Source organism: uncultured Flavonifractor sp. (genome assembly GCF_944385615.1).
Taxonomy (GTDB): domain Bacteria; phylum Bacillota; class Clostridia; order Oscillospirales; family Oscillospiraceae; genus Flavonifractor.
Genome location: NZ_CALWXV010000005.1, coordinates 25,541 through 46,729 on the forward strand (window position 1 = coordinate 25,541; position 21,189 = coordinate 46,729).

Genomic DNA, 21,189 nt, shown 5'->3' on the forward strand with positions numbered 1-21,189 from the left:
GTCTGCCCCCCTTCTCTTTTGCGCGGAGCTTCCTTACATTAAAATGTCACTCCATATTTGTCCGGCATCCGCCCTTCCGGCCGGGACAAATCCGCTTTCTTTTTTACAGGAAAAAATATATGATCTTGCATTATTTTCTGGATTTTCCCGGTTCAACCCCGCCCTGAGATTTGTTTTTCTCCCCATTGACAGAACCAATGGAGCCCTCTTATAATGGCCTCGACGAAGCAGAAAATGACCCAATTTTTCCGTGGAAGGGAGGCCCTATTTTGGAACATCTGTTAGCACCGCTGGTGGGGGACGCCTCTCCCGTGACCGTCATCGGCCTGTGCAAAAACGCGGGTAAAACCACTGCCATGCGCCGCCTGATGGCCGAGCTGGGGGAGGAGCGGCTGGCACTCACCTCGGTGGGCCGGGACGGGGAACGCACCGACCTGGTCACCGGCACCGAAAAGCCTGATTTATACCTGAAAGCCGGGGATCTGTTTGCCACCGCCCGGGCCATGCTCACCCTGTGCGACGCCACCCTGGAGGTGGTGGACCTGACCGACGTCATGACCCCTCTGGGGCCGGTGGCCATCTTCCGTACCCTGTCCGACGGGTACGTCCAGCTGGCCGGTCCCTCCGCCGCCGGGCAGCTGGCCCCGCTCACCGCCCGTTTCATGGAGCTGGGAGCCCAGCGGGTGCTCATTGACGGGGCCGCCGGGCGCAAATCCCTGGCGGGGGCCGGGGTAGAGGGAGCGGCCCTGCTGTGTACTGGGGCCTCTCTGGACCGGGACATGGATCTGGTGGTGGCCGAAACCGCCCACACCTGCTGGCTGTTCGCCCGAAAAGTGCCGGAGCACCCCGGCCTGCGGGGGGCGCTGGAGGGGCTGGAGGCCCGTTTTGCCCTCTTTGAACCGGACGGCACACCCCTGGAGCTGCCCCTGGACGAGGGCGGCGGCCCCAAGTGGAACAAGCTGCCCCGCCGTCCCCTGGCGGTATGGGCGGCGGGCGGGGTCACCGATCCCCTGCTCAAGACTCTGGCCCGCCGGGGCGCCCCCACCACCCTGGTCACCGGGGACGCCACCCATGTGCTGGCAGGCCGCTCTGCTCTGGACCTGTTCCTGCGCAGCGGCGGGACCCTGGCCGTCCGGCGGGAGCTGACCATCGCCGCCGTGGCCGCCAATCCCTGGTCGGCCTATGGCTGGCACTTTGAACCGGACAAATTCATCTCCGCCCTGCGGCAGGCCATCGACCTGCCGGTGGTCAACGTGAAGGAGGATCAACATGGAACTGACGCATGAACTGCGGGAACACGCGGGCTTCCAGTGGGTCTTGAACCGGCTGAGCCCCATGTCTCCCTTTGGCAAGGGGGCCGCCCGGTCCCTCCGCTGGTACGGCCCCGGAGACGAGGCCGCCCTGGAGGAGGAGCTGGACAATGTCTCCCTGGCCATGGAGCTGTGGAACGCCGGAGCCACCGCTCCCCAGAAGGACGACTGCGGCTGCGGCCCGGCGCGGCTCACCGAGGCCCAGCGGAAGGACGCCGCCGCCGCGCTGCGGGGCGTGACCCGGTGCCTGCCCCTGTTTCACGACATCCGGGGCTCCTTCGACCGGGACCCCGGCGCCCCCTTCGACCTGGTGGAGCTCTTTGAGATCAAGCACTTTCTGGTCACCCTGGAGCAGCTGATCCAGGCCTATGACGCCCTCCCCCCCATGGCCGGGCTGTCCTTCCCCTCCCTGGCAGAGGCCTTGGAGCTGATGGACCCAGAGGGCCGCCGCCTGCCCACCTTTGCCGTGGTCAATTCCTACCACAACGACCTGGCCCCCCTGCGGGCGGAAAAGGTCAAGCTGGAAAAGGCCATCCGCATGACCCAGGAGGAAAAGCGGGGGCCCCTGCTGGAAAAGCGCCGGGTGCTGGCGGTGGAGGAGGACAAGCTGGAGCTGGAAGTCCGCCGGATGCTCACCGGCAAGCTGATGGCCTTCAAGCAGGCCTTCCTGGACAACATGGACGCCCTAGGCCGGTTGGACCTCATCGTGGCCAAAGCCAAGCTGGCCCTGCGCTATCACTGCGTCCGCCCCACCCTCAGCACGGACAAGTCCATCACCCTCCACGACGTGCGCCACCCCCAGGTGGAGGAGGATCTGGCCCAGCGGGGAGAGCAGTTCACCCCCCTGGACCTGGAACTGAAACCGGGCTGCACCGTCATCACCGGGGCCAACATGGGCGGCAAGACGGTGTCCCTTCGCTCCACGGTGCTCTCCCTGCTGCTCTGTCAGTGCGGCTTTTTCGTCTTTGCCCAGTCCGCCGCCCTGCCCCTGTTCCACCGGGTAGCCCTCATCCTGGCCGACAGCGGACCGGGGGCGGGCGGCCTGTCCTCCTTCGGCAAGGAGGTCCACCTGCTGGACAACCTGCTGCGGGAGACCCAGGACCAGTTCTTCTTTGTGGCCCTGGACGAGTTTGCCCGGGGCACCAATCCTCAGGAGGGGGCCGCTCTGGCCCGGGCCCTGGTCCGCCACCTGGGCGGTCTGGACTGCGTGGCCCTCATGACCACCCACTACGACGGGGTCTCCGACGTGGCGGGGGCCCACTACCAGGTGGCCGGTCTGGTACGGGACATCCAGGGAGACGAGGGGGACGATCCCCGCAAGCGCATCGCCCGGCGGATGGACTACCGGCTCCTGCCCGCGCCCCCCGGCGCCCCCTGTCCCCGGGACGCGCTGCGGGTGTGCCGCCTGCTCAAGCTGGACGACACCCTCATGGAGCTGTTCCAGGCCGATCTGTGATCTCCCAGAGGCCCGGCAGGGCAAAACCTGCCGGGCCCTTTTGCACCCGCCATACCGGTTACCGTCCGGTAATTACTGTCCCGCTGTAGTGTACAAAAGTCCCTATCCCAGAGAAAAATTTTGTCGGCCTAAATTTTTAAAAAATAGTTGACAAACGAAAGTGCCTGCGGTATAGTGAATTTGTCAAAAGTGAATAATACGCATGGATAGAGGCGCGGAGCGCAAGGTAGCAAAGCAATGACAAGGGCAGGCGAGTCCGATGTGCTTTGTGAATGTCCGCTCCGCCGAAGGGGGACGTGAATCGTACAGCCCTCCCCCTGAGCCGCGGGCCCAGCGCTCACGGATTGTCATGAGTCACATGAAGCGCTATTTGTGTCTGAACGAGAGTAACCCTCCCGCGGACATGAGTAGTGTTTTTTTGTTCATGAAGCGCTATCCCGCCGGAAGGTATATTTCCTACCGGCGGGATAGCTTATTTTTTCGAGGAGGCGTGTCATGGAAAAGCTTATCATTACCGCGGCCATCTGCGGCGCAGAGGTCACCAAGGCCCATAATCCCGCTGTCCCCTACACCGTGGAGGAAATGGTCCGCGAGGCCAAGAGCGCCTTCGACGCCGGCGCTGCCGTCATCCACGTCCACGTCCGGGAGGACGACGGCACCCCCACCCAGGACCGGGAGCGGTTCCGGGTGATTCTGGACGCCATCAAGGAGGCTTGCCCCGGCGTGATCCTCATCCCCTCCACCGGCGGCGCCACCGGCATGACCCCGGAGGAGCGGCTCCAGCCCACCGAGCTGTGCCCTGAGATGGCCACCTTGGACTGCGGCACCTGCAACTTCGGCGACGATATCTTCGTCAACGACATGCCCACCATGCGTGCCTTCGGCCAGCGGATGCTGGAAAACCACATCAAGCCCGAGTATGAGTGCTTTGAGATCGGCCACCTGGACACCATCGTGAACATGGCCAACAAGGGCCTGGTCCCCGGCGCTCCCATGCAGTTCAACTTCGTGCTGGGCGTGTCGGGCTGCACCCCCGCCACTGTGGGCAATCTGGACTATCTGGTCAAGCAGATCCCCGCCGGGTCCACCTGGACCGTCACCGGCATCGGCCGGGGCGCCTGGCCCATGGTGGCCGCCGGTATCGTGATGGGCGGCAATGTCCGGGTGGGCTTTGAGGACAACATCTACCTGGAAAAGGGCCATAAGGCCGCCTCCAACGGCGAGCTGGTGGCCAAGGTGGTCCGCCTGGCCAAGGAGCTGGGCCGCGAGATCGCCACCCCCGACGAGGCCCGGAAGATCCTCTCCCTGGCCTAAGTAATTCGTTTGTTTTTACTTATCTCCCCAACCATATATCTCCCCAACCAAACAACATGAAACAGGAGGAACGTTCTATGCAGAAAAAAGGCAATAAATACGGCACTCACCGCGTCATCGAGCCCCAGGGGCTGCTGACCCAGGCCGCCAAGAAGATCGACAATACCATGGAGTGCTACTCCAATGAGATTCTGTGCGACGTGTCCGCGCTGAATATCGACTCCGCCTCCTTCACTCAGATCTATGAGGCCTGTGAGAAGGACCTGGCCCGTACCGAGCAGATGATTCTGGACATCGTCAACGAGCGGGGCAAGATGCAGAACCCCGTCACCGGCTCCGGCGGTATGTTCATCGGCACCGTCCGCGAGATCGGCGAGGACCTGCAGGGCAAGATCGACCTGAAGGTGGGCGACAAGATCGCCTCCCTGGTATCCCTGTCCCTGACTCCCCTGAAGATCAACAAGATCAAGGCCATCCATCCTGAGATCGACCGTGTGGACGTGGAGGCTCAGGCCATCCTGTTTGAGTCCGGCCTGTACGCCAAGCTGCCCGACGACATGAGCGAGGAGCTGGCTCTGGCCGCTCTGGACGTGGCTGGCGCTCCCGCTCAGACTGCCAAGCTGGTCCGTCCCGGCGACTCCGTCCTCATTCTGGGCGGCGCGGGCAAGGGCGGCATGATGTGCTGCTACGAGGCCATGAAGCGCGTCGGCCCCACCGGCAACGTGGTCGCCCTGGTCATCTGCCAGGAGGACGCCGATCTGCTCAAGAGCATGAACCTGTGCCACCACGCCATCGTGGGCTCCGCCACCAACCCCGTGGAGGTGCTGGAGAAGTCCCTGGCCGTCAACGGCGGCAAGGAGTACGACGTGTCCATCCTCATCGTCAACGTGCCCGCCTGCGAGATGGCCGCCATTCTGCCCGTCCATGACAACGGCGTGGTGTACTTCTTCTCCATGGCCACCGATTTCGCCAAGGCCGCCCTGGGCGCCGAGGGCTGCGGCAAGGACGTCACCATGATCGTGGGCAACGGCTACACCAAGGACCACGCCGAGATCACCCTGTCCGAGCTGAGAGAGAATCCCCAGCTCAAGGCTTACTTCGAGAAGAAGTACCTGTAAGCGTTTCACCTGACAAAACCTTCAGACCATCCCCAACCTACCCTGTAACTTACCTGTCCCCATCGACAGATGAGCTGATTGACGCATTCCCTCCGCGGCCGGCGTTTCCGGTCCCCGGTGCTGCGGGAGAAATCCTCCTCCCCAACCCTTTCTCCCGGTTCCGACCCTCCGGTTTCCCCCGCCTGCGGATGATGCGTCCCCACACTGTTTTAGAAAGGATGACCTTGTTATGGTAGAGTCCCGCCGTAAGATCCTGTTTCCCAACGTGACCGACGAAGAGTGGAACGACTGGCACTGGCAAGTCAAAAACCGCGTTGAGACCCTGGAGGACCTGAAAAAATATGTGGACCTGACCCCCGAGGAAGAGGAAGGCGTCAAGGCCTGTCTGGGCACCCTCCGCATGGCCATCACCCCCTACTACCTGTCCCTGATCCAGCCCGGCGATCCCCATGACCCCGTCCGGCTCCAGGCCGTTCCCACCGCCAAGGAGCTGCACCAGTCTTCCGCCGATCTGCTGGACCCCCTGCACGAGGATGAGGACTCCCCGGCTCCCGGTCTGACCCACCGCTATCCCGACCGCTGCCTGCTGCTCATCACCGACCAGTGCTCCATGTACTGCCGTCACTGCACCCGCCGCCGCTTCGCCGGCCAGAACGACGCCGGCCTGCCCGTGGATCAGGTGGATCAGGCCATCGAGTACATCCGCAACACCCCCCAGATCCGCGACGTGCTCCTCTCCGGCGGCGACGCCCTGCTGGTCAGCGACGAGCGGCTGGAGTACATCATCGCCAAGCTGCGTGAGATCCCCCACGTGGAGATCGTCCGCATCGGCTCCCGCACCCCGGTGGTGCTGCCCCAGCGCATCACTCCCGAGCTGTGCAACATGCTGAAGAAGTATCATCCCATTTGGCTGAACACCCACTTCAACCACCCCAACGAGATCACCCCCGAGGCTGCCGCCGCCTGCGCCCGTCTGGCCGACGCCGGTATCCCCCTGGGCAACCAGTCCGTGCTGCTGGCCGGCATCAATGACTGCGTCTACACCATGAAGAAGCTGGTCAACGAGCTGGTCAAGATCCGGGTGCGTCCCTACTACATCTATCAGTGCGACCTGTCCATGGGCCTGGAGCACTTCCGTACCCCCGTCAGCAAGGGCATCGAGATCATTGAGGGCCTGCGTGGCCACACCTCCGGCTACTGCGTGCCCACCTTCGTGGTGGACGCCCCCGGCGGCGGCGGCAAGACCCCCGTTATGCCCCAGTACGTCATCTCCCAGACCCCCAAGAAGGTCATCCTCCGCAACTACGAGGGCGTTATCACCACCTACACCGAGCCCGAGCACTACACCGACTGCCAGTGCGACTACTGCACCGGCAAGAAGAAGAAGGAGCTCATGGGCGTGGCCGGTCTGGAGCGGGGTCAGGCTCTGTCCATGGAGCCCGCCGGGCTGGAGCGGCATAAGCGCTCCCACCACGAGGAGTAATCAAAATCCACAGCGGACCGCCGCAGATTTGGGGCGGTCCGCTGCCCCCCGTTTTAAGTTACAGAGAATGGAAGTGATTTATGTTGGAATCCAAGCTGAACCTTGATTTTAAGCTGGTCGAACAGGCCCGCGCCCACGCCTCCCGGGTGGCGGACGACACCCAGCGTTTCATCGACGGCTGCACCACCGTGGCCGTGGAGCGCACCATCTGCCGCCTGCTGGGCATCGACGGGGTGGACAGCGCCGATGTCCCCCTGCCCAACGTGGTGGTAGAGCACCTGATGGACAAGGGCGCGCTGCCCCAGGGCGCCGCCTTCTGGATCGGCAACGCCATGGTGGAGACCGGTAAGACTCCCCAGGCCATCGCCGAGGATATCGCCAGCGACAAGCTGGACCTGACCGCTCTGCCCACCCACAGCGAGGCCGAGATCCACGCGGCTCTGGACCCCATCGTGGAGGAGAGCCTGGCCAAGATCCGCGCCCGCCGCAAACGCCGGGAGGACTTCATCGCCAGCCACGGCGGTGAGAAGCAGGGCCCCTGGATCTACCTGATCGTGGCCACCGGCAACATCTATGAGGACGTGGTGCAGGCCACCGCCGCCGCCCGCCAGGGCGCCGACGTCATCGCCGTTATCCGCACCACCGGCCAGTCCCTGCTGGACTACGTGCCCTACGGCGCCACCACCGAGGGCTTCGGCGGCACCTACGCCACCCAGGAGAACTTCCGCCTGATGCGTGAGGCCATGGACAAGGTGGGCGAGGAGCTGGGCCGCTACATCCGGGTGTGTAACTACTGCTCCGGCCTGTGTATGCCCGAAATTGCCGCTATGGGCGCTTTTGAGGGTCTGGACGTGATGCTCAACGACGCTCTGTACGGCATCCTCTTCCGGGACATCAATATGCAGCGCACTCTGGTGGACCAGTCCTTCTCCCGGGCTATCAACGCCTATGCCGGCGTGGTCATCAACACCGGCGAGGACAACTATCTGACCACCGCCGACGCGGTGGAGGAAGCCCACACCGTGCTGGCCTCCCAGTTCCTTAACGAGGCCTTTGCCTTGCGGGCCGGCCTACCCGAGGAGCAGATGGGCCTTGGCCATGCCTTCGAGATCGACCCCGACGTGGAGAACGGTTTCCTTTATGAGCTGGCCCAGGCCGAAATGGCCCGTGAGATCTTCCCCAACGCCCCCCTGAAGTATATGCCCCCCACCAAGTTCATGACGGGCAACATCTTCCGGGGCCAGGTACAGGACGCCCTGTTCAACATGGTGACCATCCTTACCAACCAGAAGATCCACCTGCTGGGCATGATGACCGAGGCCATCCACACCCCCTTCCTGTCCGACCGTTTCCTGGCCATCCAGAACGCCCAGTATATCTTCCGCACCATGCACGACCTGGGCAGCGAGATTGTCTTCAAGGATGGCGGCATCATGCAGAACCGGGCGGCCGACGTGCTCCACAAGGCCACCGATCTGCTGGGCCAGATCGAGCAGCTGGGCATTTTCGAGACCCTGGAGCGGGGCATCTTTGCCGACATCAAGCGTCCCCGGGACGGCGGCAAGGGCCTGGACGGCGTGGTAAGCAAGGCCGCCGGGTACTTCAACCCCTTCCTTGAGCCCATGATGAAAGGGGGTGTCGGCAAATGAGTTCCGGACTGTATCAGATTCGTGACAAAGATTTGGACACCACGCTGGACCTGACCCGGCTGAAACCCTACGGCGACACCATGAACGACGGCAAGGTGCAGCTCTCCTTCACCCTGCCTGTCAAGGACGACGACAAGGGCGCGGCGGCGGCCGTGCTGATGGCTCAGAAGATGGGTCTGGCCGACCCCAATGTGGCCCTCCGCCAGAAGCTGGACGAGAGCTTTACCTTCTATGTGGTGTATGGCTCCCTGACCCACTCCATCAACTACAACGAGATCGTGGTGCAGACCGTGGCCGATGAGGCCATGGGCATGGACGAGACCGACGAGTTCCTGAAGGAGCGGCTGGGCCGCAAGCTGGTGGTGGTAGGCGCTTCCACCGGCACCGACGCCCATACCGTGGGCATCGACGCCATCATGAACCGGAAGGGCTTTGCCGGTCACTACGGCCTGGAGCGCTATGAGATGATTGAGGCCTATAACCTTGGCTCTCAGGTGCCCAATGAGGAGTTCCTCCGCAAGGCTGCCGAGGTCAACGCCGATGTGTTGCTGGTCTCTCAGACCGTTACCCAGAAGGACGTCCACATCCAGAACCTGACCGAGCTCATCGAGCTGGCCGAGGCCGAGGGCGTCCGTGAGAAATACATCTTCTGCTGCGGCGGCGCCCGCATTACCCACGCCCTGGCCAAGGAGCTGGGCTATGACGCCGGCTTTGGCGCCGGTACCTACGCCGATGACGTGGCTACCTTCTGCGCCAAGGAAATGGTCCGCCGTCTGGGCAAATAACCTCTGATTTTTCCTTTTCTCCTCTTTTTCCCCTCTTTTTCTCTGTAGGACAACGGGGTCCCTGACTGGGGGCCCCGTTGTTCCTATGTAAGAAGCACAAAACGCCGGGGCGGTTGATAGCCAACCGCCCCGGCGCTTCTGTTCTTACATCTGTTCTTTTATTTCAGCCCCAGCCAGGCCTTCAGCGCCCACAGGTCCTCCGCCATATAGTCTACCGGCAGGCCGCTGGCTGCAAAATCCTGCCGGGTGGTGGTGCCGTTGAGGACGGCGCAGAAATGGGTCCCCGCCCGGTGGGCGGTCTCACAGTCGATGAGGGTATCGCCGCAGAACAGCACCTGCTCCGGCTTCAGCCCCTGGGCCGCCACCGCCGCCAGCAGCCCCTGAGGGTCCGGCTTGGGCCGGTCCACCAGATCACCGCCGGTGAGGGACACCAGATAGGGCAGCACCCCTCTGGCCTCCAGCACCGCCCGCAGCGTGTCGGTGCGCTTGGTGCTTACCACTCCCGCCGGGATTTCCGCCGCCTTCAGGGCGGAGAGCAGCTCCGCCGCCCCAGGAAAGAGCTTGGTCACCTCCACCTGGAGCGGGGCGGCCTTTTCAGTGTACAGCCGCCGGAACTCCGCCCGTCGCTCCGGCTGGTCGTCTCCGGTAAGGGCGGTGTATCCGTCCTCCAGGGTCAGGCCTACGGTATGGCGCACCTGCTCCCGCTGGGGCAGGGGCAGCCCCATTTTGTCAAAGCCGTACCGGAAGCCGGTGACAATGGCCTCAGTGGCATCCCCCAATGTATAGTCAAAATCAAAAAATACCCCGTGAAACTCCATGTTTCCTCCCAATTCATTCGTATTGCTTTCGCCCCGTGGTGCTGGGGATGTGCAGCTCGTCCCGGTACTTGGCCACGGTACGCCGGGAGAGAGGACAGCCCTGGGCGGTCATCATCTGACACAGCTTCTGGTCGGACAGGGGCTTTTTCTTGTCCTCTCCGGCGATGAGCTTTTTCAACAGCGCCTTGGCCGCGTCCGGGGATGCGGCCTCCTCTCCCCCGCTTCCCGTCCCCAGGCTGCGGGAAAAGAAATAGCTCAGGGGATAGACCCCCATGGAGCACTGAATATACTTGTCCTTTACCGCCCGGCTCACTGTGGACTCGTGGACGCCGATGCGTCCCGCCACGTCGGCCAAGGACATGGGCACCAGATGGCCCGGCCCCTGCCGGAAAAAGGCCTCCTGCAACTCCAGAATACAGCCCGCGCAGGACATGAGGGTAGAGCGGCGCTGTTCGATGGCGTGGACCATCCACTTGGCCTGTTTCACCTTGCCGGTCAGATAGTCCTTGACCTGCTGGTCGTCGCTCTCCTTTAGTAAGCGGGTATAATATCCGCTGATGCCCAGATGGGGAAAATAGTAATCGTTGGTCAGCAGCTCAAAGTGGTCGGGAAAGCTGACCACAATGATATCCGGGTTGATGTAGGTCAGATTTTCCCGTGCGGCAAAGCCGGTGCCCGGCCGGGGATTCAGGCTACGGATGCGCTCACAGGCGGCCCGCACCTCCTCCGGCGCGGCCTTCAGCTCCCGGGCAATGAGGCCGTAGCGGCTTTTGGACAGAGCGTCCAGCTGACTGTCCACAATACGGACCGCCAGCCAGTCCACCGGAGCGCGGCGGAGCAGCTGTAAGCGCAGGCACTCGGACAAGTCCCGGGCTCCCACTCCGGCGGGCTCCAAGGACTGCACCGCCGCCAGCGCCCGCTCCAGCACCTCCATGGAACAGCCGTAGTCGGCGGCCAGGATTTCCATAGGCTCGTCCAGCCAGCCATTGGCATTGAGGCTCTCCACCAGAAAGGCTCCCGCCTCCGCCACCTCCGGGGGCAGCTCCAGCGTCTTCAGCTGGGAGAGCACATAATAATAAAGGTTGTCCTCTTGGTCCTCCAGGGTGCCGTAGTTGCCCAGCCGGTCGTCCTGCTCCTCGGTATCCTGCTGGTGGTAATAGCGGTTCTGGGGATCGGTGGACTCCAGCCACTCCAGCTTCCGATGGAGCTGATCGCTCTCGTCCGCCCGGTCGTAGCGCTCCTCCGGCTCCAGCACCGGGTTTTCCTGTACGGCCTCCTCTATATACTCCAGCAGCTCCTGAGACCCCATTTGCAGGATCTCCATAGACTGCATCATCTGGGGAGAGAGGGTCTGGGTCTGCTTTTGCGTCAGATTCAGTTCCAAGGCAGCTTCCTCCCTTCGCCCATATTCGCGGTTTCCCGGAAGAAAGTATACCATGGACGCCCCCTCTATTTCAACCGTTCACCCTATAGAAAAACGTCTCACTCCGGGAGCTTCAGCAGCTGCTCGGCTCCATAGCGCAGGCAGCGGCACAGACGCCGCTCTCCCCGCTTGATGGTGCGGGAAACGGTGGATTTATCCACCCCCATCAGCTCGGCGATCTGGCGCATATTGAGCCGCTTATGATAGTAGAGCTCCATACACTCCCGCTGCCGGGGGGTCACATCCTCCCGCAGCGCCAGCATCACATTGCGGCGGAGCCTGCCCATCTGCTCGGAGTTGCTCTCTGCCATGTCCCGGACATAGACCGCCATATCGGCGGCAAAGTCCCTGCCTCTTCTATACCGTGTACCGGACATTGCAGTGATACCCCCTGTCATAGTAGCGTTCACACAGCACGGCCAGGTCCCTGGACTCCCGCCAAATGGTCTCCAGCCGCCGGATGCGCTCCTCCAGCAGCCTCCGGCTGTGGACGTCGGTCTCTCCCAGCCGCTGGTGCTCCAGCAGCCGCACCCTCTGCCGCAGGGTCTCCGCGCCTGCCCGGTATTGTACTGATAACTCCTGTAGTGTCATGCCTCTTCCCCTTTTCTCTATCTATATACTCTGCCCGGCAGTGGGCGCACAGCTCACGCTCCTCACCGTAAAGTTCCAGACCGCACTGGCTGCACCACCCTGCCGGAGGGACCCGCTGCACGTCCCGCAGCGGGTCTGTCCACACCTGTGGCCGGATACCCATTCCCCCTCCAAAAATTTTTGAAAAAATCGTTTTTTCCCTTGACAAATCCCCCTTCGTCTGTTAGAATAACATTCGCTGTGGACGAGCTGGTTTGCTGGTGTAGCTCAGTTGGTAGAGCAGTTGATTTGTAATCAACCGGTCGGGGGTTCGAGTCCGTCCACCAGCTCCAACAAGTTCATATGGAGGAGTTCCCGAGTGGCCAAAGGGGGCAGACTGTAAATCTGTTGCGATTCGCTTCGGTGGTTCGAATCCACCCTCCTCCACCAAAACGTCCTGCCGATAGGCGGGGCGTTTTTTATTGGAGTTATATGTAATTTTTTGTAATTTTAAGTCATGCCTTTTTGCCACTGTCATCCCATCCTCCAGCCGTCACTGTCCCGCCAAAAGGCGGGGCAGTTTTTGTATCCCACCGCTCCCCCTCGCTGTCCGCTTCCCTCCTTTCCGCGGCGGTGCTTCTTTGAAATCTCCAAACGGTGATAAATTCATCCACATTTGGAACTTTCGTTCTATCGCACAGCTATAATAACACCAAACGGAGATAGAAGTCAATCATTTTTTGTCGAATGATGTTGCGTTTGGTGATAAAATGTGGTAGAATAGACCCACAAATGGGACAGGAGGGAGTACGGTATGGAGCAGGAGAGCACCTTTGGCGCCCGTCTGCGCAGCCTGATGGAAGAGTCCGGTTTCAGCTATGAACAGCTTGGGGACCGGCTGAATATGAATCCTCAGACCCTGAACCGCTATGTATTGGGACAGCGAGAGCCCAAAATCGGTACCGCTGCCGCCATCGCCCGCGCTCTGGGGGTGGACCCGCTGTGGCTGCAGGGGTTTAACGTGCCCCGCCAGCCCCCTTCCGCCGCCCGGCGGGAGCCGGTGGTCCCCATTTTGGGCGTGATCCGGGCGGGAATGCCCATTCTGGCCAGCGAGCAAATCGAGGGCTACGCCGTGGCCAACGTGCCCGACCCGGAAGAGCACTTCTATCTCCGGGTCACCGGCGACAGCATGATCAACGCCGGCATCCGGGACGGAGATCTGGTGCTGATCCGGCGGCAATCCACGGCGGAAAACGGCCAGATCGTGGCCTGCCTGGTGGATGGGCAGGACGCCACCCTGAAGCGGTTCCGCTGTCAGAAGGGGATGGTCATTCTTCAGCCGGAAAATCCCTATTATGAACCTAAGATCATTCCCTTGCAGGACTTTGAGCAGGGGTTGGCCCGTATCGTCGGCGTGGCAGTCAAGCTGGTACGGGAGCTGTAAGGAGGAATCTGACATGCTGACAGACGATTGGATGCTGCGGCAGATCGATGGTCTGGCCCGCTCTCTGGCCAAGCTGGTGCTGAACAAGGATTCCACCGACTACCTGCCCACCGGCGAGGCGGAGGACTCAGCTCTGGACGCCCTGCATTTCCAACTGGTGGAGCGGATCGCTGCTGGAGACGTGGGGGGCGCTGAGGACCTGCTCTTTCAGGAGAGCGACTGGTCCGACCTGCGCTATCTGGAGGTGGCGGTGGATTTCTATACCCGCCTCAACGGCCTGACCGATCAGCAGCTGGAGGAGGCCGGCTTTGACCGGGAGGAACTCCAGGAGGGGTTACAGGAGCTGGCCGGGCGCTTCGGCGTGATTTTATAAGGAGGAGCACTGTTATGAAACTCTGTTTCGATCAGATGGAAGAGACCGCTATGCCCCAATTCAAGGGCGGTGAAAAGATTACCTACAGCCGTTTTCTGGCCGATGGCCACAACCGCATCATGCGCAACCGGCTGGAGCCCGGCGCCACCATCGGCCTGCACACCCACACCGGAAACAGCGAGATTCTGTACATCCTCTCCGGCAGCGGGAAGGCTGTCTGTGACGGCGTGGAGGAGCACCTTGGCCCCGGCGACTGTCACTACTGCCCGGAGGGCCATGCCCACACTCTGATGAACGACGGAACGGAAGATTTGCTCTTTTTCGCGGTAGTGCCCCAGCATAGCTAACGTTTGGCATAATAAAACGCTCTGTTTTATCTCAGTGAAATAAAACAGAGCGTTTTGTTTTTTAATAAAATTCCGGCAGATGGTCCACACCATATTTCCGCTGAAAGGCCTCCAGGTCTTTTTGTGTGCGGATACAGCACTCAGAGCGAAACTGGCCGGTGTGGAGGTTGCGCAGGCCGCCCTCCCGCTCGCCGGTGCAGATGCTGCGGCGGACGGCAGGGGTCCAGTTGGCCCGGTCATACTCCACCGGAGCCTCCTCTTTTTTGCGGCGGAACAGGGCCCTCACCCCCTGGTGCTATTTGGGAAAGGCTGGGGAACCAGCGCCCCAGCGCAGTAACGGGCGGCAATGCTCCGGTCGTCCCCATCGCAGAGGAACTGCTCCAGCTGTTCAAAGGGGGTGCGCTCCACCAGGGCGTCCAATTCCGTGGGACGGAGCACCAGGGCGTCAAATTCGTAGCCAGGCAAAAAGGCCCCCACATCCCCGAAAAACGCGCCTGCTCCCCGGGTGGCCAGATAGAAGGCCTCCGCCAGAGAGAGGGGGGACTGGTCGGGGTGGGTCATCCAGTTCAGCTTGGAGGTCTGTACCGTGGCGGTGACCGTGCGGGTCATGGCGGCGGTGTGGCCTCCCGCCACATCGCTGGCGGCACAGCACCGAAGCCCCTGGGACAGGTTTTGCCGCAGAGGCATGACGCCGCTGGACAGATTGACGTTGGACAGCGCGCAATGGGCCAGCATGGTGCCCCTGTCCTTCAGCAGGGCCTTCTCCCCCTCAGAGAGATAAATGGCGTGGGCCATGATGGTCTTGTCCTGCCGCAGCAGGCCGAAGCAGTCGTATACCTGAGTATAGGTGGGAATGTCCGGGTGAAGCTGGGATACCCATGCTACTTCACTGGGATTTTCTGATAGATGAGACTGAACGGGCAGGTCGTATTTTTCTGCCAACCCGCCCAGGCCTTCCATCAGCCGCGCCGTGGTGGAGGGGACAAACCGTGGGGTGAGGATAAAGCCGGTATGCTTAAGCTCCTCCCGGCTGCGGCAAATCAGCTCCTCCGTGTCCGCCAGGGAGGCGTCGGTGTCCTCCCGGAGGTCGTCGGGCGCATTGCGGTCCATATTCACCTTGCCGATCAAGCCCCGCAGGCCGGACTGCTCGGTCAGCTCCATCAGGCGCCAGGCCGCCTCCTTATGGATGGTGGCAAAGGCGGAAAAGCGCATGGTACCCACCGCCCACAGCTTGTTCAGGAAAGCTTTCCAGGCTCTGTCGGCAAAGACCGGGTCGGCAAAGCGGGCCTCCGCCGGGAAGGTGTAGGTCTCCAGCCAGGGCAGCAGCTGCTTGTCGTAGCCGATCCCCCGGTTGACGATCTGTGGGGCGTGGATGTGCAAATCGGTAAAGGCAGGAATAATGAGAGCGTCCCCCCAGTCGGTCACCGGCTGGTTCTCATACTGAGGGGGCAGCGTATCATACAGCCCCGCCACCTGCCGGCCCTCGGTGACCAAATAGGCGTTGGGGCGGATCTCCAGTTCCCCCAGGGCGGGCGTGTGAAGAAAGGTTCCTTTCAGGATCATAAGATGCTCCTTTCCGGGGTCAGGGAACCAACTCTACAGTATAACCCAACTCCTGCAAACCGCTGACGATTCCGCCGGGGTCCACCATGTGGCCTGCGCCCACCGCCATAAAATAGGTGTGGCTGCCCTCAGTCTCCAGATAGTTGGCGGCAGCCTGGATCATGCCCGGGTCCCGCTCGGTAAAGAGCTTGGAGTTGAGCTCGTCGTCGCTGTTGATGATGGCCGTCTTGTTATAGACTTTTCCAAAGGCCTCCGGGTCCCGGTCTTTCCAGGCGGCGAACATGCCGGAGATCATCTCCTCCTGGGCCTGGAGATAGGCCTCGTCGGCAGGAGCAGCGGTGGTGCCAGACAGCACCCCCTCCAAGACGGTGAGGGAAGAATTCAGATAGGCCTGCTGATATTCGGTGGACAGACCGTCAAAGATGCCGCCCTGGAAAGCGTAGGTCTCTACCGCGCCGATAGCCTTGCCAGAGTTGACTGCTGCGGCGTTGATGTAGCTGTCGATGGCCATGGCGTTGGCCCCCGTAGTGTCATTCTGGAGGGAGAGGGTGGAGAAGGTGGAGGCCAGAGCCCAGGGCTTGTAGAGGTCCAGATCGTTGGACCCCATGCCCAGGGTGGCGGCCATGGTCTGCACCCGCTGATAGAGCTCGGGGCTGATGTGGTCGGCCAGGGTAGTGCCGTCGCTGTAGGTCTGGAGGCTCTGGAGCAGGGCTATCCCCTCCTGATCGTTCAGGTCCAGCTCAAAGATGACCTCCTCGGAAGCCTGAAGGGCCTCCCGCACCGACTTGTGGAGGGGATAGACATTGTCCCGGTCCAGATGGATGGTACCCAGCAGATACAAGGTATTCTCCCCGTTGGTGGCCTTCCATAAAAGGCCCTTGGAACCGGCGTCTTGTTCATCATAGACCGCCAGAATCAGCCGGTTGGCCATGACCATGGCCTCCTGATAGGTACAGGTCCGGTCCAGAGCCAGAGCGCTGCCGGAGCCTCCCTGGACCACTCCCAGGCTGGTCAGAAAGGCCTGAGCTCCCTCCTCCACCCCGGGCAGGTCATAGGCCGCGGCCTCCTGGTAAAGGGCGTTCATCACGCCGCCCCTGGTGGTGTCCACCACCAGGCCCACGGTGTCCGCCGTCCGCTGGTCCAGCTCCAGCAGGGCCAGCTTATTTGCTACCACATCGGTCATGGCTTCCAGCTGTTCCAAGGTAACCGGGTCCTGGATGTAGGAGGCATAGTCATCGTCCACCAGGCCCAGGGCGTAGCTGTCAGCCAGCTGGTCTACCGCCCAGAGGGCTGGCTGCTGGGGCTGAGCCGCCAGGGCGGGCAGGGAGAGCAGGGCGGCGGAAAGCGTACCCGCCAGAATTTTTTTGACAAGATGCAGTTTCATAATAAAACTCCTTTCCTTTCTGGGACAGGGAACCGTTTATGCCAGGCTGAGGCTGGCTATGTATTGTTTGGCCGTTCTGGGCGTTCTTCCGGGGTGCCGCATTTCCCAGCGGTCGGCCCCGGTACGCAGGGCCTGCCGGTCCATGGTGATCCCGGACTGGGCGGCCATTTGCTCCACCAGGTCCAAAAAGTCCGCCTTGTTGAGGGCCAGATAGGGAATGCGCAGGCCGAACCGCTCGGCCAAAGAGGTCTTTTCCTGGATGGTCTCGCTGGCGTCCACCTCGTCCCCCGCCCGGTCAGAGAAGGTCTGCCGCACCAGATGGCGGCGGTTGGAGGTGGCATAGATGGCCACGTTGGCCGGGCGGCGCTCCAGGCCGCCCTCCAGGATAGTTTTCATGACGGAATAGGTGGTATCGTCCTGATCGAAGGCCAGATCATCGATGAACAGAATGAACTTGAGCCGCCGCCCGCTTAGGGTGCGGATCAGCCGGGGCATATCGGCCAGCCCCTCCTTTTGTACCTCGATGAGCCGCAAATCCTCAAAGCCGGGCCGGGAAAGCAGGCTCTTGACCGTGGCCGACTTGCCGGTGCCGCTGTCTCCAAAGAGAAGTACATTGTTGACATGGTGGCCCTCCAGCAGGGCCTGGGTGTTGGCAATGACCTGGTCCCGCTGGAGCTCATAGCCCAGCATCTCGTCGGGGCCGGGACAGTCGGGCTCCTCCACCGGGAAGAGCTCCCCGTCCTCCCACAAAAAGGCCCGGCTGCGGGCAAAGAGGCCGGAGCCGTGGGTGCGGTAGAACTGGGTCAGGGATGCAAAGGTGAAGGGGCATCCGGCGGGCCAGCGGGGCAGGCCCTCCAGCACCGGCAGCAGGGCGGGAGGGGCCCCTTCCCCCATGGCGGAGATGAGCTGGCCGCAGTCCAGCTCACACAGCAGGGTAAACAGGGCCGTGTCCCGGCGGGCAGCCTCCTCCAGTGCGGGGTCGGAGCCCCCCTGCTCGGCCAGCAGGGCATAGGGGGATTTGGTATAGCGCAGCTGGTCGTGGAGCCAGTCCCCCAGTCCGGCGTACCCGCCGGAGCGCAGGGTGTAGAAAAGTTTTGCATATTCCTCGGCGGCGCCGGCGCTGTCCTTTTGGGACAGCTTGTCCAGCAGCGCGCGCACGGTTTGTAACTGCGTTGTTTCTGTGATATGGCGGTAAGCGGCAACGCCACCCAGGGCAAAGCGCAGGGTTTCAAAGGACATGGGATAATCCTCCTTACTGATAGTTTCATTGTATATGTTATAACTCTGCCTGTCAATCCAAAGGCTTGACTTGCGCCCCGGTTTTCCGTATCCTTGAGGCATCGCTTTGTTTGAGAAAGGATGTGTTGCAGATGCTGTTGCGGGAGCAGCGGGAGCTGGTGGTGGAGTACGGCAAAAAGCTGGTGACCACCGGCCTCACCGATGGTACCTTCGGCAATCTCAGCGTCTTTCACCGGGAGAGCGGCCTGATGGCCATCAGCCCCTCCGGCATGGACTATTTTGCCACCACCCCCGCCGACGTGGTGGTCACCGATCTGGAGGGGAATATTGTGGAGGGAGACCGGAAGCCCTCCAGCGAGCTGGACCTCCACCGGCTGTTTTACCAGCGCCGCCCCGACGTCAACGGGGTGGTCCACACCCACTCCACCTTTGCCACTGTGCTGGCCTGCCTGGGCTGGTCTATTGAGCCGGTCCACTATCTGGTGGCCTACGCCGGACGGCAGGTGCCCTGTATCCCCTACTACCCCTTCGGCTCTCTGGAGCTGGCCGAGGCGGCCTGGGAGGGGATGAAGACCGACTATAACGCCTGTCTGCTGGGCAACCACGGCCTGTTGTCGGTGGGAGGCAGCCTGTCCTTTGCCTTTGACGCCGCCCAGCAGCTGGAGTTTCTGGCCAAAGTGTATTACCACACCAGGCTGGCCGGCGGCGGCGTGCAGCTGACGCCGGAGCAGCTGGACGCGGTGCTGGGCAAGTTCCAGAGCTACCGGCAGGCGTAGAAGCCTTGCATTTTCCCTTTGTTCAGAGTACAATCTGGACTGGAAACCAAACTTAAGAGGAAGTGAACCAATGGATCGGGAGGAAGCCTTTGAATTTCTGGACCGCACCGCCCGGGGGATCGCGGAGATGTTCGGCTCCACCTGCGAAACTCTGGTCCACGACATGGGGGACCCCCGGCACCCCATTTTGTCCATCTACAACGGCCACGTCTCCGGGCGGACGGTGGGCTCCACCATGGACATTCTGGGCACCGCCAGGGAGCTGGACCGGGACGCTCTGGTCACCGACTTTGTCAACCTCTACGCCACCACCCCCTCGGGCCAGCAGATCAAGAGCAGCACCTTCCACCTCATCGGGGAGGACTTCAATCTGGCCCTGGGCATCAATTTTGATTACAGCTCTCTGGTGTACGCCAACCGTATTCTGGTGGATCTGATGAGCGCCGAGGCCGATCTGCAAAGCGCCATGTGGCACGGCGGGGAGGGCCAGCTCACCCAGATCTTTGAGGAATGTCTGGCGGCGGTGGGCAAGCCGGTGAACGCCCTCACCAAGCGGGACCGGATGAAGATCATCGCCCTGCTGGACCAGAAGAACGCCTTTTCCTTCCGCAAGTCGGTGCCCTTTGTGGCCAAGCGGCTCCAAGTGTCCCGGTACACGGTGTACAAATACCTGGGGGAGCTGACCGGCGCCGCCGGCGAGGAGGAACAACCAAAGGAGGACGAAACCCATGTATCAGGATAAAATCAACGCCTATTTTGACGATCCGGCCCGCCGGCAGCAGCTGGTGGAGGCCATTTCCCGGCTGGTGCGCATCCGCAGCGTCCGGGAGGAGGCCCAGCCCGGTATGCCCTTCGGCCCCGGCCCTGCTGCTGCTCTGGCGGAAGGGCTGCGCCTGGCCCAGGAACTGGGTTTTAGCACCAAAAACTATGACAACTATGTGGGAGCCGTGGACTTCAACGACCAGGAGACCCAGCTCCATATCCTGTGCCACCTGGACGTGGTGGGAGAGGGCACCGGCTGGACGGTGACCCAGCCCTATGAGCCCATCGAGGTGGACGGGATGCTGTACGGCCGGGGCACCGACGACGACAAGGGCCCGGTGGCCGCCGTACTGCTGGCCATGCAGGCCGTCAAGGACCTGGGGGTACCCCTGAAGAAAAACGTCCGGCTGCTGCTGGGCACCGACGAGGAAAGCGGCTCGGAGGATATCGCCTACTACTACAGCAAGGAGCCCTACGCTCCCTGCACCTTCTCCCCCGACGGAGAATTCCCCGTCATCAATCTGGAGAAGGGCAGCTATAAGCCGGTGTTCACCAAGACCTGGGCGACGGAGAGCGCCACCCCCCGGGTGAAGGAGCTCCACGGCGGCTTCCGCATCAACGTACTGCCCCCCGAGGCTCAGTGCGTGGTGGCAGGCCTGTCGGCGGAGGCGGCCCAACCCTACTGTGACAAGGCCGCCGCTGAGACCGGCGTCACCTATGTGCTCACCCAGCAGGGGGACGACCTGCATATCCTGTGCAAGGGCAAGGGGGCCCACGCCTCCACCCCGGAGGAGGGCATCAACGCCATCACCGGCCTGATCCATCTGCTGTGCACCCTGCCCCTGGCCAAGGTGGGCTCCACCGCCGCCCTCCACGCTCTGAACGCCCTCTTCCCCCACGGGGACTGCACCGGCAAGGCCCTGGGCATTGCCCAGGCCGATGAGCTGTCCGGCCCCCTCACCGTGGCCTTCTCTCTGCTGGAGCTGAACGACACCGGCCTGTCCGGCCAGTTTGACAGCCGGGTGCCGGTGTGCGCCACCGAGGCCAACTGCAAGGACGTGACCGAGGCCTCCTTTGCCAAGTTTGGCTTTACCGCCCAGGGCGGTATGCAGGCCCCCCACCACACCCCCGCCGACACCCCCCTGGTCAAGACCCTGCTCAAGTGCTACGAGCAGTACACCGGCAACAAGGGGGAGTGTCTGGCCATCGGCGGCGGCACCTATGTCCATGAGATCCCCGGCGGCGTGGCCTTCGGCTGCGCCATGCCCGGCTTCAACGGCAACATGCACGGCGCCGACGAGCACACCTGCATCGCCGACCAGCTCACCGCCGCCAAAATCTTCGCCCAGGCCATCATCGACCTGTGCGGCTGACG

21 protein-coding genes, 2 tRNA genes and 1 riboswitch are annotated in these 21,189 nt (G+C 62.3%); of the genes, 15 read left to right on the forward strand and 8 right to left on the reverse strand.

Features of this window, described 5'->3' with window-relative positions; all coding sequences use genetic code 11:
- Window positions 1-269: 269 nt before the first annotated feature.
- The 7 genes from Q0J75_RS02730 (at window position 270) to Q0J75_RS02760 (ending at window position 9,115) form a co-directional block, all read left to right on the forward strand.
- Entirely contained in the window at window positions 270-1,286 is a 1,017-nt protein-coding gene (locus tag Q0J75_RS02730; RefSeq protein WP_297196556.1) for a hypothetical protein, read from the forward strand.
- Entirely contained in the window at window positions 1,270-2,766 is a 1,497-nt protein-coding gene (locus Q0J75_RS02735; protein ID WP_297196558.1) for a MutS-related protein, read from the forward strand. The genes Q0J75_RS02730 and Q0J75_RS02735 overlap by 17 nt, the downstream gene beginning before the upstream one ends.
- Before the next feature lie 199 nt (window positions 2,767-2,965).
- Window positions 2,966-3,143, forward strand: a riboswitch (Lysine riboswitch).
- 118 nt (window positions 3,144-3,261) lie between these two features.
- A complete protein-coding gene (locus tag Q0J75_RS02740) occupies window positions 3,262-4,080 on the forward strand; it encodes a 3-keto-5-aminohexanoate cleavage protein (RefSeq protein WP_297196560.1) in 819 nt (272 codons plus the stop codon).
- Between the two features lie 77 nt (window positions 4,081-4,157).
- Complete coding sequence (locus tag Q0J75_RS02745; protein WP_297196561.1) at window positions 4,158-5,198, forward strand: L-erythro-3,5-diaminohexanoate dehydrogenase; 1,041 nt, start codon at window positions 4,158-4,160, stop codon at window positions 5,196-5,198.
- Between the two features lie 229 nt (window positions 5,199-5,427).
- The gene (ablA, locus tag Q0J75_RS02750; RefSeq protein ID WP_297196563.1) at window positions 5,428-6,681 is read left to right on the forward strand and encodes a lysine 2,3-aminomutase; all 1,254 of its coding nucleotides are present in this window, start codon (window positions 5,428-5,430) and stop codon (window positions 6,679-6,681) included.
- An 80-nt stretch (window positions 6,682-6,761) separates the two neighbouring features.
- Window positions 6,762-8,330, forward strand: a complete 1,569-nt coding sequence (locus Q0J75_RS02755) for a lysine 5,6-aminomutase subunit alpha (RefSeq protein ID WP_297196565.1) — start codon at window positions 6,762-6,764, stop codon at window positions 8,328-8,330.
- Window positions 8,327-9,115: an OAM dimerization domain-containing protein gene (locus Q0J75_RS02760; RefSeq protein ID WP_297196567.1), complete on the forward strand. Its 789-nt coding sequence runs from the start codon at window positions 8,327-8,329 to the stop codon at window positions 9,113-9,115. Before Q0J75_RS02755 ends, Q0J75_RS02760 begins: the two co-directional genes overlap by 4 nt.
- Before the next feature lie 158 nt (window positions 9,116-9,273).
- Here the strand turns inward: Q0J75_RS02760 and Q0J75_RS02765 are convergent, their stop codons facing one another.
- The 4 genes from Q0J75_RS02765 to Q0J75_RS02780 all read right to left on the reverse strand — a co-directional run bounded on the left by Q0J75_RS02765 (window position 9,274) and on the right by Q0J75_RS02780 (window position 11,947).
- The gene (locus Q0J75_RS02765) at window positions 9,274-9,933 is read right to left on the reverse strand and encodes an HAD family hydrolase (protein ID WP_297196569.1); all 660 of its coding nucleotides are present in this window, start codon (window positions 9,931-9,933) and stop codon (window positions 9,274-9,276) included.
- A gap of 13 nt (window positions 9,934-9,946) precedes the next feature.
- Window positions 9,947-11,317: an RNA polymerase factor sigma-54 gene (rpoN, locus tag Q0J75_RS02770; RefSeq protein WP_297196571.1), complete on the reverse strand. Its 1,371-nt coding sequence runs from the start codon at window positions 11,315-11,317 to the stop codon at window positions 9,947-9,949.
- Between the two features lie 98 nt (window positions 11,318-11,415).
- Window positions 11,416-11,733 (reverse strand): sigma-70 family RNA polymerase sigma factor, encoded by a 318-nt coding sequence (locus tag Q0J75_RS02775; protein WP_297196573.1) that lies wholly within the window; start codon window positions 11,731-11,733, stop codon window positions 11,416-11,418.
- Entirely contained in the window at window positions 11,714-11,947 is a 234-nt protein-coding gene (locus Q0J75_RS02780) for a hypothetical protein (protein ID WP_297196575.1), read from the reverse strand. The genes Q0J75_RS02775 and Q0J75_RS02780 overlap by 20 nt, the downstream gene beginning before the upstream one ends.
- A gap of 256 nt (window positions 11,948-12,203) precedes the next feature.
- Between Q0J75_RS02780 and Q0J75_RS02785 the strand changes: the two genes are divergently transcribed.
- The 5 genes from Q0J75_RS02785 to Q0J75_RS02805 all read left to right on the forward strand — a co-directional run bounded on the left by Q0J75_RS02785 (window position 12,204) and on the right by Q0J75_RS02805 (window position 14,090).
- Window positions 12,204-12,279, forward strand: a tRNA-Thr gene (locus Q0J75_RS02785).
- Between the two features lie 12 nt (window positions 12,280-12,291).
- Window positions 12,292-12,376 (forward strand) — tRNA-Tyr (locus Q0J75_RS02790).
- A gap of 364 nt (window positions 12,377-12,740) precedes the next feature.
- The gene (locus Q0J75_RS02795; protein ID WP_297196577.1) at window positions 12,741-13,370 is read left to right on the forward strand and encodes a LexA family protein; all 630 of its coding nucleotides are present in this window, start codon (window positions 12,741-12,743) and stop codon (window positions 13,368-13,370) included.
- Window positions 13,371-13,383: 13 nt separating this feature from the next.
- Window positions 13,384-13,743 (forward strand): DUF6483 family protein, encoded by a 360-nt coding sequence (locus tag Q0J75_RS02800; protein ID WP_297196579.1) that lies wholly within the window; start codon window positions 13,384-13,386, stop codon window positions 13,741-13,743.
- Between the two features lie 14 nt (window positions 13,744-13,757).
- On the forward strand, window positions 13,758-14,090 hold the full coding sequence (locus tag Q0J75_RS02805; protein ID WP_297196580.1) for a cupin domain-containing protein: 333 nt from the start codon (window positions 13,758-13,760) through the stop codon (window positions 14,088-14,090).
- Between the two features lie 61 nt (window positions 14,091-14,151).
- Here the strand turns inward: Q0J75_RS02805 and Q0J75_RS02810 are convergent, their stop codons facing one another.
- The 4 genes from Q0J75_RS02810 to Q0J75_RS02825 are packed head-to-tail and all read right to left on the reverse strand — an operon-like array spanning window position 14,152 to window position 18,276.
- Window positions 14,152-14,337: an aspartate dehydrogenase gene (locus Q0J75_RS02810; protein WP_297196581.1), complete on the reverse strand. Its 186-nt coding sequence runs from the start codon at window positions 14,335-14,337 to the stop codon at window positions 14,152-14,154.
- A gap of 35 nt (window positions 14,338-14,372) precedes the next feature.
- Window positions 14,373-15,653, reverse strand: a complete 1,281-nt coding sequence (locus Q0J75_RS02815; protein WP_297196582.1) for an amidohydrolase family protein — start codon at window positions 15,651-15,653, stop codon at window positions 14,373-14,375.
- 19 nt (window positions 15,654-15,672) lie between these two features.
- Window positions 15,673-17,037 (reverse strand): TraB/GumN family protein, encoded by a 1,365-nt coding sequence (locus Q0J75_RS02820; protein ID WP_297196583.1) that lies wholly within the window; start codon window positions 17,035-17,037, stop codon window positions 15,673-15,675.
- Between the two features lie 36 nt (window positions 17,038-17,073).
- Entirely contained in the window at window positions 17,074-18,276 is a 1,203-nt protein-coding gene (locus tag Q0J75_RS02825; protein ID WP_297196584.1) for an ATP-binding protein, read from the reverse strand.
- Window positions 18,277-18,407: 131 nt separating this feature from the next.
- Between Q0J75_RS02825 and Q0J75_RS02830 the strand changes: the two genes are divergently transcribed.
- The 3 genes from Q0J75_RS02830 (at window position 18,408) to Q0J75_RS02840 (ending at window position 21,187) form a co-directional block, all read left to right on the forward strand.
- Window positions 18,408-19,052 carry an L-fuculose-phosphate aldolase gene (locus Q0J75_RS02830; protein WP_297196585.1) on the forward strand — a complete coding sequence of 215 codons (645 nt, stop codon included), beginning with the start codon at window positions 18,408-18,410 and terminating at the stop codon, window positions 19,050-19,052.
- Between the two features lie 70 nt (window positions 19,053-19,122).
- The gene (locus Q0J75_RS02835) at window positions 19,123-19,794 is read left to right on the forward strand and encodes a helix-turn-helix transcriptional regulator (RefSeq protein WP_297196586.1); all 672 of its coding nucleotides are present in this window, start codon (window positions 19,123-19,125) and stop codon (window positions 19,792-19,794) included.
- Complete coding sequence (locus Q0J75_RS02840; protein ID WP_297196587.1) at window positions 19,781-21,187, forward strand: Sapep family Mn(2+)-dependent dipeptidase; 1,407 nt, start codon at window positions 19,781-19,783, stop codon at window positions 21,185-21,187. The genes Q0J75_RS02835 and Q0J75_RS02840 overlap by 14 nt, the downstream gene beginning before the upstream one ends.
- Window positions 21,188-21,189: the final 2 nt, after the last annotated feature.